The sequence below is a fragment of the Bacillus sp. WC2507 genome (genome assembly GCF_052656125.1).
This window is the reverse complement of the sequence record NZ_JBQXPN010000001.1, coordinates 2,094,788-2,108,734: the sequence shown is the minus strand read 5'-3', so window position 1 is coordinate 2,108,734 and position 13,947 is coordinate 2,094,788. Positions and strand designations below refer to the sequence as shown.

Below are 13,947 nucleotides of genomic sequence, written 5' to 3'. Positions count from 1 at the left end.
TAACAATTAGCAGATGCTTCTTTTATTATTTGTACTTATAGAACTGTTTTTCCATACCATTCTTTTGCTTTTTCTACTTCACCCATCGTTAATTGATGCCCTCTATTTTCCCAATGCATTGTTACATTAGCGTTTGCATTTTCTAATAGTAGCTTCAATTCCTCTGACTCAGAAGATGAACAAATTGGATCATTTGTCCCAGCAGCAATAAACACGGATTTCCCAGCTAAATTAGGCAATTGTGTTCCTCTTCTAGGCACCATTGGGTGATGAAGCACAGCACCTTTTAACGCATTTTCGTAATGGAATAATAAGCTTGCCGCAATGTTTGCTCCATTTGAATAACCGATAGCAACAATGTTATTTCTATCAAATTCATATGTTTTTGCAGCTTCATCTAAAAACACATTTAATTCCTTCGTACGGAAAATAAGATCCTCTTCATCAAAAATACCTTCTGCTAATCGACGGAAAAAACGCGGCATCCCATTCTCTAATACATTTCCACGAACACTTAATACTGAAGCTTCCGGATCTATTATTTCTGCAAGTGGTAATAAATCTAATTCATTACCACCTGTTCCATGAAGTAATAACAACACTGGTTTTGACGCATCTTTTCCTTTTTGAAAAACATGTTTCATCATAATCCTTTTCCCCTTTCAATCACTTTAATCTAAATTTCTCACTTCAAATGGTAAAAGTGTTTGTTCAAGCTGTTTTCTATGTTGTTCATATTGTTCCGGTAACTTTAATTCCTCACCCATCGTCTCTAACGATTCATCATGAGCGAAACCAGGAGGATCTGTTGCAATTTCAAATAAAATTTCACCGTGTTCTCTAAAATAAATTGCGTTAAAATAATTTCGATCTTGTACAGGGGTTACGTGGTATCCAAAACGAGACACATGCTCTTTCCAGTCTAGCTGATCAGAATCGTCACTCGCTCTCCAAGCAATATGATGCACTGTACCAACGCCCATTTGGCCACGACCAATTGTCGATAACCTCAAATCGATAATATTTCCAATATCAGCAGAAGAACGGAATCGAACAAATTCACCCTCTTCTCCAATTTTCTCAAGACCCATGATATGTTCTAACAGTTCAGCTGTTTTTTGAGGCTGTGCCGATAAAAGAACCGCACCACCAAATCCTTTAATTGCTACTTCTGGCGTAACTTCTCCAAAAGTCCAATTATTTAATTCGCCCTCATCTCTTTCTACTAATTCTATATGCAAACCATGTGGATCATCAAATTCTAAATACTGCTCTCCAAATCGAGTCATTTTTGTATACGAAACATCGAATTTTTCTAATCTATTTTCCCAAAACTCCATTGCCCCTTTTGGTACAACATAAGAAGTGATTCCTACTTGACCGTCACCAATAACTCCTTGGCGAGCACCTGCCCATGGGAAAAACGTAATAATTGTTCCAGGCTTTCCTCCTTCATTGCCAAAATAAAGATGGTACGTACCCGGATCGTCAAAATTTACTGTTTGTTTCACTAGACGTAAACCTAATACACCAGCATAAAAATCTACATTCTCTTGTGGGTGTCCTACAATTGCTGTAATGTGATGAATTCCCATCGTTTTCTTTGTCATTTTCTCCGCCCCTTTTTATTTCATTTTAAAAACTTTTATACATTAAAATTCATTATTCATTTTGTCCATACTGCAAAATAAAATCTGTCATAATAATTTTATCTCGAATCCGAGATATTAATTATAAAATTCCACATCAACTTCTAGCTTATCGGAATTATCTCGATTTCGAGATATTTTACCAAAAAAATATTTACTCACTCTATAATCATAATAAACCTTGATTTAGAATGTCATTTATCTCAAACTTAATATTTATTATAAGTTACTTACTTTTCTCTGTCAACAAGTTACTTATTTCATTTAAAATGAAAAAAGAGTAAACGCTATTCACCGTTTACTCTTTTTTCAAATCATTTCGTTTCTTCTTCCAGCACCGCTTCCATCTCATTAAATTCACGATGAATTGCTTTAATTGGTTCTTTCGTTAATAAACTCACAACAATAACAGCTAATAAGCTACAGAAGAATCCAGGTACCATTTCATACATAGTTTCTTTTAAACTTGGAATTTGTACCCAAGTAATAACAACTACCGCACCGACAATCATACCAGCAAGAACGCCCCATTTGTTCGTTCTCTTCCAATATAAACTTAATAAAATAGCGGGTCCAAATGCTGAACCAAATCCTGCCCAAGCATAACCGACAAGTGTTAAAATTGTATCACTTGGATGATACGCTAAAACAACTGCGATCATAGCTACTACTAATACTGACAGTCTACCAATAAATACAAGTTCTTTATCACTTGCGTTACGACGGAAAAATGTTTTATAGAAATCTTCCGTTACTGCACTTGAAATAACAAGTAATTGCGAGGAAATACTACTCATAATCGAAGCTAATATAGCTGACAATAAAAACCCAGTAATGTACGGATGGAATAATATGTTTGAGAATGTTACAAAGACCATTTCTGGGTCTTGTAATGTCTCATTATTTTTAGCGTAATAGGCGATACCAACCAAGCCAGTGAGCATTGCACCTATAATGGAAATCGCCATCCAACCGATACCGATTCTACGAGAAGTTTTCAAATCTTTAATAGAGGTAATTGCCATAAAGCGGACAATAATATGCGGCTGACCAAAATACCCAAGCCCCCATGCTAAAAAGGAAATAATCCCTAATATTGTAGTCCCTTTAAACATATCTAAATGCGATGCATCAACTTGCTTAATCGTATTGAATGTTTCTGTTACACCACCAACATCTGTAAAAGCAACAATTGGCACTAATACGAGAGCGATAAACATAATACAACCTTGCACAAAGTCGGTCCAACTTACTGCTAAAAAGCCACCGAATAGTGTATAAGCAACAACGACACCCACAGTTACAAATAAACCAATTTTATAATCAAGGTTAAAAGAATTTTCAAACAAACGTCCACCTGAAACTAAACCAGCCGACGCATAAAATGTGAAAAATACTAAAATGACGATAGCGGAGACAAAACGAAGTATTTTCGTACGATCCTTAAACCGATTTTCTAAAAAATCCGGAATCGTAATGGAATCATTTGCCAATTCTGTATACGTTCGCAAACGCGGGGCAAGAATTAAATAGTTTGCATAAGCACCTATTAATAAACCTATCGCAATCCATACACTTGATAATCCTGTTGCATACATCGCACCAGGTAATCCCATTAGCATCCAACCACTCATGTCAGAAGCACCAGCTGATAAAGCTGTAACTGCTGGACCAAGTCCCCTTCCGCCTAACATATAATCTGATAAATCGGATGTCTTCTTATAAGACCAATAACCGATATACAACATACCTGCCATATAAATAGCAAGCGAAACCATAATCTCAATCTTCACCAAATCTCTCCCTTAGTTACATAAGCCATTCAAAATTTCGAAAAATGACTTTTTCTATTTTCTTGTTTTCGCTTATGGTTCCCTACCTTAACAAACTTTTTTTGTTCTTTCAAGGGAACAAGCCCTTTTCACTACATGTGAAAACCTTTATAAACGCCTTTATCCCAGTGGATTACCCGGCTTTCAAAAGAAATTAAAGTTACAATATTCAGGAAATAAAAAGTGCTTTTTCACACCTTATTTTCATTTGTTTATCCGACAAATGAAAATAAGCTAAAAGCCATACAAATGTATGGCTTTTAGCTTATTGGCATCGTAATTTTCTCTTTCTCTACGTATACTTTACGAAATTTTATATAGCAGCCAATACGCCAAGGTACTATATAACAAACCGCAAGGGTGTAGAAAAGAATGCCGATTGACTTTGGATCTAAACCTTGTAAATGTCTTCTAAAATAAGCACGTAAAAGGACAATAATTAAAAATGTAGCAATAAAAGCAATACTTTTTTTCGCATAAATTTGACCATCTTCTCTCAATTCATATCCAGTTAAAATAATTAGTGGAATTGATAATAACAGTCCAATCCCAGCAGCTACCCCAATTTGCCAATCAGCAAGTTGTATCGGTGCCGCATATAAAGAAAAACCTGGTAATAAAAAGAATAATGGAAATAATAGTCGTCTTCCTTTATTTTTAATTGGTCGATTCATAGAACGCATACGTCCAAATATAACGAGCCCTATGACGAGTAAAAAAATTGTAATACTGTACGAACCTTGATCCAAGTGAATCTCTCCCTAAAAATAGTCATTTTTAAAAACCTTTCCCATTATACTCTTAATATTTTCTAAATAATGTGATTATTCCTCCAAAAATTTTTACATATAAAATATATTTTTAGGTTTGATTTATTATAGGAAACAATTCCGAAAGAGGCACCACTCTCCCCTTCTCGTCTTTAAACACAATATGCTCTCTCGTTAAATGACGCGGACTCTTTACTCCCGCTGCTGCCGCTAGTGCAAATAAACTATATCTCATACTTATTATATAGTTCATGACCCGCCACTTCTTCTCATACGGATCTAACGCTTTTTGATAATGAGGATTCGTCGTCGCCACACCAGACGGACATTGCCCCGAATTACATTGAAGCGCCATTATGCAGCCACTCGCCATCATAAAACCGCGGGCTGAATTTACAGCATCTGCACCAATAGCTAAAGCAATTGCCACTTTATCTGGTGTAATTAATTTCCCCGAGGCAAACACTTTGAATTTGTCCCGAACGTCATAATGATTCGCTGTATCAATACATGTCAGTAACGCTGGAATAAGCGGCATCCCCATACTATCTGCCATCGATTTATATGTTGCTCCTGATCCACCTTCTGAACCATCAATTGTAATGAAATCTGGATAGACGTTTAACTCTTTCATCGTTTTGAATAAATCTTCCAACGGCTCCTGCTGTCCAATTACAATCTTCATCCCGACTGGTTTACCGCCGTTTTCTTGCAAACGTTGAATAAAATAAAGTGTATCTGCTGCATTCTTTAAAAATGGAAATCGATTCGGTGAATTAATTGTCTCCCCTTCTCGCACATTTCGAACAGAAGCGATCTTCTCATTTACTTTTTGTCCTTCTAAATGACCACCTCGTATTTTCGCACCTTGACCAAATTTCAATTCGAATGCTTTAATATTGCTTTCTTTTGCTTTCTCCATAAATTTCTCCATTGAAAAATTACCATCCTCATCACGGTAGCCAAATAAACCCGGACCAATTTGCGCAACGATATTCGCACCTGTATGTAAATGTTCTGGAATAACGCCACCTTCGCCAGTATTAATCCACGATCCGCCTGCCATTTTTGCTCCAAACCCGCTCGCTAAAATATAATTTTCTCCAATCGCACCGTAAGAAGTAGCTGATGCTCCAAACATGCCATACAGTTTCCATGGATATTTGCGGTTTTCACCGACTATAATTGCATCGTCTTCTTCGTATAACCAAAGATTCGTTGTATCCGCTGTCAATTTTTCTCTCCGTGAAAATAGCCCTTCTTTATGAATCACATACTTTTTCCCTTCACGTTCTTGCGTTACATTCACACTTAGTTCCTCTGTTAATACCGGAAACAGCGTATTAGCAATATAATATCCAGATGCATCAAAATTTCGTTTTGATCCAAAACCGAGTATTTCTGAACGGTATTTTGCTAGAAACATTACACTTTGAAAATCATAACGTGAAAAGGGCTTTCCATCCGTATCATGATCAAACCAATACTGCCTAAATTCCGGCCCTATCTTTTCGAGTAAATAACGCATCCTTCCTAAATATGGATGTAACTTTAATATAGAATGATGCGTCCGTTTTTTAATAAAAAATGTAATAATAAAAAAAATGATTAATAGTAACATCAATAAGAGCAATATACTAATAATAACGAGTAGCGTTTCACTCATTCCGCTTCCTCCTATGAAATTCCATAATAAAAGGAGAACACCTGATGTGTTCTCCTTTTATCTTTATTCAAATTAACATAGCAAGATGCTCTTTCGCATCATATTCAACTAAACTTTCAGCATTTTTAATTCGATGAATGAAGTCTGGATTAGCAATTAAAGGTCTTCCAAATGCCGCTACATCAATTGTTCCTTCTTGCAGTGCTTCTTCAGCCTCTTTCGGATTCAAACTCCCTACTCCTACAATCGTACCATCCCAATATTTTCTTACTAATTGATGAAAATTCTTTCCATCAGCAATAACTGCCGTAAAATTCATCGTTGAAGGGTGAATCATCGTTAATCCAACTTCTTTGAACATATTTACAAACGTTTTAATTGCAAGCTCAGGATTTCCCCACATATAAGTAGGATTATCACCTTTGAAAGCAGAGAAGCGAAGAAGTGTTTTATCAGCTCCAACAGCTTCTATTACAGCCTCTGTTACTTCTTTCATAAATGTTAACCTTTGCTTTAAGTCTCCGCCGTATTTATCAGTACGCTTATTTGCAAACTCATAAGTAAATTGATCGATTAAATATCCGTGTGCACCGTGAATTTCTACCCCATCAAATCCAGCTTCGATCGCGTTTCTCGCAGCTTGTGCGTATTGACCAATTACTTTCTTTATTTCTTCTATTGTCATTTCTTCCGGGGTATCAAACGGTTTACGAAAACGTGGCACATTTCCCTCTGCTGCGATAGCAGACGGTGCTTGCGGCATTTGCCCACCAATTATCTCGTGATGACTCATACGTCCAACATGCCATATTTGAGCAATAATCGTTCCACCTTCTTTATGTACTGCCTCTGTAACAGGCTTCCACGAATCGATTTGTTCTTGTGTATAAATCCCTGGTACTCCTGGATTTCCTTTTGCTCTTGGGCTAATGACGATTCCCTCTGTAATAATTAAGCCAACTCCATCAGCTGCACGTTTTTTATAGTACTCGACTACATCAGTACCAACGACTCCTGTTTCATGATTCGCGAAACATCTCGTCATCGGTGCCATTGCTATACGATTACGAAGAGACCAGGATCCAATTTGAATCGGACTAAACAACTTTGTTTCTTCAATATTTCCAAAGGATCCCCAAGCGTTTATATTTGTTCCTTCATAAATACTTGCCGCTTTACTATTTGAACTTGTCATTTTTCTTCCCCCTTAAAAAATTCTTACCATAATCGCATCATACTTACTTTTAGATAGTAACGTCAATTTATTCGCCTTTACCATCAAACATTCGAATATCAAAAAAACAGAATGATACAAATAAAAAAAAGGTTTCCTAGGAAGGAAACCTTTTTTAGTTTACCGTATATGGATGACAACTCATTTATCTCTTTTATATAAAGAAAATAAACAATTATTATCTCTTCACATATAAAAAACTTTAACAATAGAAGTGAGAGTGGTTCAGTATTCTTCTAAAAATAATAACTTATAAACCTAAAACAATGAAAGCCCTACCTCTCTTTCATCCTTACGGCTCCTCGTCCGTGCCAGTGTGAATCAGGATTGCAAAAATCAAGTAACTATTCTATCGAAGTGTTTAATTAAACTTCGAACATTCGTAAAGAATTTAAAAAATAAAAATGGATTTGATTGTAGTAATAACAAAAGAGGTTAATGCTCTAAAAGTGGTTTGAAAGAGTTGAATGTCTTTGAAATGATTAATTTTCTATAATTATGTTCCCAAAAAATTTGAAATATTTTTTGGGATGTAATAGATTATTTGTAATGAATCTTAACAAAAGCTTTTTATTTGACTTTCTGTGATACCGTCAATTAATCCCAGTTCACTAATCAAAAATTCGTGTGCGTTATCTAACATCTTCTTTTCGCTTGCATTAAGTGCTTTTTCTTTCTGCATACGCAATAAATCACGTACAACTTCAGCACCTTCTTGTATTTTACCCGTCTTTATTTTATCAGTGTTCAATTTATACCTTTGTTTCCACGTAAGTAATCTATCAGATTCTCCATGTTGAAAAATATTCAATATGTGTGCTATTGCCGTTATATCCGTGATTGGTCGTATATTTGAGCTCAATATTCTTCCTGCCGGAATCATTATTTCCATATTACTACCCGACATTTTTATAACATAATACTGTTGTTTTTCTCCTGCGATTTCCTTCTCTTCTATGGCTTTAATTATACCTGCTCCCTGCATTGGATAAACAATGTTATCGCCAATTTGAAACAAATAATCCACCTCCATATATGGTAACCTTCTCAATCTTAACACACATTCATTTTTTTAGCAAAATTTTTATTTTATCATAAAATTATTTTTCATGTCAATCCTTTCAAACTAAGAAAATGAATCCGTAAAATAACACCAAAAACCCACAATTTTATTGACTTCTCCACACATTCATATATTCTAACTTCAACTTCGCTTTTAACATAAAAACACATTACTACATACGAGTAGTAATGTGTTTTTTACGGCATCGGTAAATATTATCTATTCATTTCACGCCTACATACTAACCTGCTTACGAGCTGTTTCTCTCGCTAAAAGAAAACTCATAATCACTTGTGCAGCTACTCGACTCGTCATATCTCTGAAATCAAGGGTTGGATCAATTTCTACTATATCCATCCCTTGAACGAGCGGTTCTTTACCAAGAAATTCAATCGCATCAAGTAACGTCGTACTATCCATTCCGCCAGGACCAATCGCTGGACAACCTGGTGCAAATGCTTGATCTAGTACATCCATATCAAGAGAAATGTAAATAGAAGTCACGCCTTGCTTTCTTAATACTTCAATACTTTCCGTGATAATATCTTTGATTTCTCGCTCTCGTACATCTTTCATTGTATACACTGTCACGCCATGTTCTTTTGCATATTCATGGTACGCTCGTGCATTTGAAAAATTACGAATTCCGATTTGAACGAGTTGTTTTCCTGTAATGACATCATTTTCTAGTAGACTACGGAACGGTGTACCATTTGATGGGCCACCATCATCTAAATTACGTAAATCATGATGGGCATCAAATTGAATAATACCGATCTTTCCTTTACTGTTTGCAAACCCTGTTATACTCGGAAAACTAATCGAATGGTCACCACCAAGAACGATTGGTATCATGTTCGGATTTACTTTCGTTACATGACCAACTGTTTTCGCAATTCGGTTATGACTTTCTTTTATATCCGTCACATGCATCGTAATATCGCCGCAATCATATAAGACACTTTCTTTCATATCATGTTCTTCTGTAATTGCGTACGTGCTATATGCATCTAACATCGCACGAATTGTTTTTGGAGCAAAACTTGCTCCTGAATGACTAATAGATGGTTTAGAAAGGGGTGCTCCAATTAAGGCAGCACCGAATATTTCCACGCCTTCCTCCCAACCTTTAATCATCTCACTCCATTTCGTCACTTCACGATCAATAAACTTTGCATTTTTCTTTAAATAGTGGCCGTGCTCCACGATTGTTCACCTCTTGTATATGCGATATTACCATTCTTCCATACTGTATTTACATGACTTACGCCGTAATGATACGGTACGTAAGCATAATTGTAAGCATCCCATAAAACTAAATCCGCCTTGCGACCAACTCTAATTTTCCCAGCTACATCACCACGATTAATTGCGTAAGAAGAGTTAACTGTTACTGCATTCCAAACTTCTTCTGGTGTCATTTTCAGTTTAAGCATTGCGATGCTCATAATAAGCTGAATGTTCTCAGTTGGACAGCTGCCTGGGTTAAAGTCTGTAGCTAATGCAACTGCAACACCTTCATCGATCATTTTACGTCCACGAGCAAAGCTTTCTTTATTTAAATAGAAAGTTGTTCCTGGTAATAAAGTCGCTACTGTATTAGAGTTTGCAAGCATTTCAATTCCTTTATCAGAAGCGCCAACTAAATGGTCCGCTGATGCTGCACCAATTTCAGCCGCTGCTTCCGCACCACCAAGTGGGTCGATTTCATCCGCATGAATTTTCACATCAAAGCCAAGCTCTTTCGCTTTTAATAAAAACTCTTTTGATTCTTCGACAGAGAACACACCTGTTTCGCAGAAAATATCAACGAATTCCGCTAACTGCTTCTCTTTCATTTCTGGTAGTAGGTCTAACATCCATTGTAAAAATTCTTTCGATCTACCTTTATACTCTTTCGGAACTGCATGAGCACCTAAAAATGTAGAAACTAAATCGATTGGATGCTCTTTTTGTAATTGCGCAGTTGCCTCCAATTGCTTCCATTCCGTCTCATCATCTAATCCGTAACCACTCTTCGCTTCTACAGTTGTAACTCCGAAAGATAGCATACGGTCTAAGTGGACTTTCGCTTTTTGAACAAGTTCTTCTTTAGACGCCTGTTTCGTTGCATTTACAGTTGAAAGAATACCTCCGCCTTGTTCTAAAATTTCTAAGTACGGAACTCCTTGTAATTTTAGTGCGATTTCATTTTCACGAGATCCACCAAATACAAGATGAGTATGCGGGTCAACAAGACCAGGAGAAACCATTTTCCCGCCGCAATCAATAACTTCTTTCGCTTGTAATCCTTTAGCTTCTTCCGCTGTTCCAACAAAAGTAATTACGCCGTTTTCAATTCCAACCGCACCGTTTTCGATAACAGGAAGCGTACTCATCGCTTCCCTTCTTAACAAGCCATCTTCTTGATCCATTGTTAGTAATTGACCGATATTTATTAGTAAAGTGTCCAGCATGTTTTCTCCTCCTTATTTCATCATCGGAATGTTAACGCCTTTTTCTTTCGCAGTTTCCACAGCTAAGTCATATCCTGCATCGACGTGACGAACAACACCCATTCCAGGGTCAGAAGTTAATACGCGCTCAATACGTTTTGCTGCCGCTTCTGTTCCATCTGCAACAATAACCATTCCAGCGTGAAGTGAATAACCCATACCAACGCCGCCACCATGGTGAACAGATACCCAGCTCGCACCGTTTACACTATTAATTAATGCATTTAAAATTGGCCAGTCTGCTACTGCATCACTACCGTCTTTCATCGCTTCTGTTTCACGGTTTGGAGATGCTACTGATCCGCAATCTAAATGGTCACGGCCGATAACGATCGGTGCTGATAATTCACCATTTGCAACCATTTCATTAATGATGCGACCAAATTTCGCGCGCTCACCGTAACCTAACCAACAAATACGTGATGGAAGACCTTGGAATTCAACTTGCTGACGAGCCATACGAATCCAGTTACATAAATGCTCATTGTCAGCAAATTCACGTAAAATTACTTCGTCTGTTTTATAAATATCTTCTGGATCACCAGAAAGTGCTACCCAGCGGAATGGTCCTTTTCCTTCGCAGAATAATGGACGGATAAATGCTGGAACGAATCCTGGGAAATCGAATGCATTTTTCAAACCTTCATCGAAAGCAACTTGGCGAATATTATTTCCATAATCAAATGTAATTGCACCTTTTGCTTGCATAGCAAGCATTGCTTCCACATGTTTTGTCATGCTTTCTTTTGATAATTGTACGTAACGTTCTGGATCTTCTTCACGAAGTTTTGCTGCTTCTTCTAATGTGTAACCTACTGGAATATAACCGTTTAATGGATCATGAGCAGATGTTTGATCCGTAACTAAATCTGGCGTAATATTACGCTTCACTAGTTCTGGTAAAATCTCTGCCGCATTTCCTAATAAACCAATTGAAATTGGTTCTTTCTTCTCTTTATACTCGTTCGCAACCGTTAATGCTTCTTCTAACGATTCTGTATACATGTCACAGTATCTCTTTTCAATACGACGATCGATGCTGCGCTTATCAACGTCAATAGCAATGACAACACCGCCATTCATCGTTACAGCAAGAGGTTGTGCACCACCCATACCACCTAAACCAGCAGTAAGTGTTACTGTACCTTTTAATGAACCATCGAAATGTTGACGTGCCGCTTCGCCAAATGTTTCATACGTTCCTTGTAAAATACCTTGTGTTCCAATATAAATCCAGCTACCTGCTGTCATTTGTCCGTACATCATAAGACCTTTTTTCTCTAGTTCACGGAAGTGATCCCAGTTCGCCCACTTTGGTACTAAGTTTGAGTTCGCTAACAGTACGCGAGGTGCATCTTCATGTGATTTAAAAATGGCAACTGGTTTTCCTGATTGAACAAGTAATGTTTCATCGCTTTCTAACGTTTTTAATGAATCTACAATCGCATGGTAGCTTTCCCAGTTACGAGCCGCACGGCCAATTCCGCCATATACGACTAGTTCTTCTGGTTTTTCAGCAACTTCAGGATCTAAATTGTTCATTAACATACGAAGTGCAGCTTCTTGAACCCACCCTTTCGTTTGTAACTCTGTACCTCTTGGCGCGCGAATTGTTTGTTGTACTTTTTCCATTTCAATCTCTCCCTTTTCTCATTTTATAGTGCTGCGTTTACATCTAATCTTTCTTTTATCGAATAATTTGTTTTTAACCAATGCGTAATATTTTCAATATCTGTTGAGAATATACGGTCATTTGTAATAGAAGGTACTTGCTGACGACCTTGATGGTAGAAGCTCTTCGTCACTGTACTCATGTTTTCAATACCGCGATATTCTGCTGCTTGCATCGCACAAATCATCTCAATTGAAAGAACACGTCTTGCATTTTGAATAATTTGATGTGCATGGCGTGAAGCAATTGTTCCCATACTTACGTGATCTTCTTGGTTAGCTGATGACGGGATTGAATCAACACTCGCCGGATGTGCTAACGTTTTATTTTCAGAAACAAGTGACGCTGCTGCGTATTGCATAATCATCGCACCAGACTGAAGTCCTGGTTCTGGACTTAAAAATGGAGGTAGATCATTTAATTGTGGGTTTACTAAACGCTCAATACGACGCTCTGAAATATTTGCAAGTTCCGCCATTCCTACTTTTAAGAAGTCCATCGCAAACGCAATCGGTTGACCATGGAAATTCCCACCCGAAATTACTTTTTCCCCACCATCAAAAATAAGTGGATTATCTGTTGCTGCATTCATTTCAATTTCTAATTTTTCTTTCACATAATTTAAAACTTGCCAAGAAGCACCGTGTACTTGCGGGATACAGCGAAGTGAATATGCATCCTGTACACGTAATTCTCCTTGTTTCGTTGTTAACTTACTATCATGAAGGATGTCACGAATTCTGCTCGCTACTTCCACTTGCTCTTTATAACCACGTGCTTTATGAACATTTTCATCAAATGCATCAATAATGCCTTGTAATCCTTCAATTGTCATCGAAGCAATGAGTTCAGCTTGATACGCCGTTGCTTCTGCTTCTATATAAGAAAGAACTCCTTGCGCTGTCATCGCCTGCGTACCATTAATTAATGCAAGCCCTTCTTTCGCTTCAAGTTCAATCGGCTCAAGACCTTCTTCTGTAAGAGCAACCATCGCATGAACGCGTTTTCCCTTATAGAACACTTCACCTTCGCCTAATAATACAAGCGCAAGATGAGATAAAGGTGCTAAATCGCCACTCGCACCAAGTGAACCTTGTTGCGGAACAACTGGGTGAATTTTACGATTTACAAACTCAAGAAGCATATTTACAACAAGTGGTCTAACGCCCGATACTCCTTTAAGCATCGTGTTCGCTCGTAAAATTAACATACCACGTGATACTTCTTCAGGGAATGGATCACCTATCCCGCATGCATGTGACTGAATTAAATTGTGTTGAAGTGCCTTTACATCCTCTTTTTGGATAAGCACATCACTGAACTTTCCAAATCCAGTTGTAATACCGTAAACGACTTTTCCGTCCTCTACAATTTTCTCAACTACTTCGCGACACTCTGCCACCTTTTGCATACTATTTGGACAAGCTGTTACACCTTCTCCTTCAAGTAACAACCTCTTCATTTCTTCAATTGTCAATGTGTGTCCTGTTAACGTAATCATTCTTTTTCCTCCTTATAAAGGCAAAAGGGGACCTTATCTTTTTAAGACAGACTTCTGTCCTAAAG

General features: G+C 37.3%; 11 protein-coding genes. All 11 read right to left on the bottom strand.

What is annotated here, in order from left to right:
• Positions 1-35: 35 nt before the first annotated feature.
• The gene (locus ACUN28_RS11235; protein WP_033659747.1) at positions 36-647 is read right to left on the bottom strand and encodes an alpha/beta hydrolase; all 612 of its coding nucleotides are present in this window, start codon (positions 645-647) and stop codon (positions 36-38) included.
• Between the two features lie 24 nt (positions 648-671).
• A complete protein-coding gene (locus tag ACUN28_RS11230) occupies positions 672-1,610 on the bottom strand; it encodes a ring-cleaving dioxygenase (RefSeq protein WP_016086793.1) in 939 nt (312 codons plus the stop codon).
• Between the two features lie 353 nt (positions 1,611-1,963).
• Positions 1,964-3,442, bottom strand: coding sequence for a sodium/proline symporter PutP (gene putP / locus ACUN28_RS11225; RefSeq protein ID WP_445423376.1), 1,479 nt, complete (start codon positions 3,440-3,442; stop codon positions 1,964-1,966).
• Between the two features lie 299 nt (positions 3,443-3,741).
• Positions 3,742-4,230, bottom strand: coding sequence for a cytochrome c biogenesis protein CcdC (locus tag ACUN28_RS11220; protein ID WP_016086791.1), 489 nt, complete (start codon positions 4,228-4,230; stop codon positions 3,742-3,744).
• Between the two features lie 112 nt (positions 4,231-4,342).
• Positions 4,343-5,917, bottom strand: coding sequence for an FMN-binding glutamate synthase family protein (locus tag ACUN28_RS11215; protein WP_016086790.1), 1,575 nt, complete (start codon positions 5,915-5,917; stop codon positions 4,343-4,345).
• A 67-nt stretch (positions 5,918-5,984) separates the two neighbouring features.
• Complete coding sequence (locus tag ACUN28_RS11210; RefSeq protein ID WP_016086789.1) at positions 5,985-7,112, bottom strand: alkene reductase; 1,128 nt, start codon at positions 7,110-7,112, stop codon at positions 5,985-5,987.
• Between the two features lie 595 nt (positions 7,113-7,707).
• Positions 7,708-8,169 carry a CarD family transcriptional regulator gene (locus ACUN28_RS11205; protein ID WP_170959991.1) on the bottom strand — a complete coding sequence of 154 codons (462 nt, stop codon included), beginning with the start codon at positions 8,167-8,169 and terminating at the stop codon, positions 7,708-7,710.
• Positions 8,170-8,448: 279 nt separating this feature from the next.
• Entirely contained in the window at positions 8,449-9,420 is a 972-nt protein-coding gene (gene hutG / locus ACUN28_RS11200; protein WP_016086787.1) for a formimidoylglutamase, read from the bottom strand.
• A complete protein-coding gene (gene hutI, locus ACUN28_RS11195) occupies positions 9,399-10,670 on the bottom strand; it encodes an imidazolonepropionase (protein WP_016086786.1) in 1,272 nt (423 codons plus the stop codon). Before hutI ends, hutG begins: the two co-directional genes overlap by 22 nt.
• Positions 10,671-10,682: 12 nt before the next feature.
• Positions 10,683-12,341 (bottom strand): urocanate hydratase, encoded by a 1,659-nt coding sequence (gene hutU / locus ACUN28_RS11190; protein WP_016086785.1) that lies wholly within the window; start codon positions 12,339-12,341, stop codon positions 10,683-10,685.
• 23 nt (positions 12,342-12,364) lie between these two features.
• Positions 12,365-13,882 carry a histidine ammonia-lyase gene (hutH, locus tag ACUN28_RS11185; protein WP_016086784.1) on the bottom strand — a complete coding sequence of 506 codons (1,518 nt, stop codon included), beginning with the start codon at positions 13,880-13,882 and terminating at the stop codon, positions 12,365-12,367.
• Positions 13,883-13,947 lie beyond the last annotated feature (65 nt).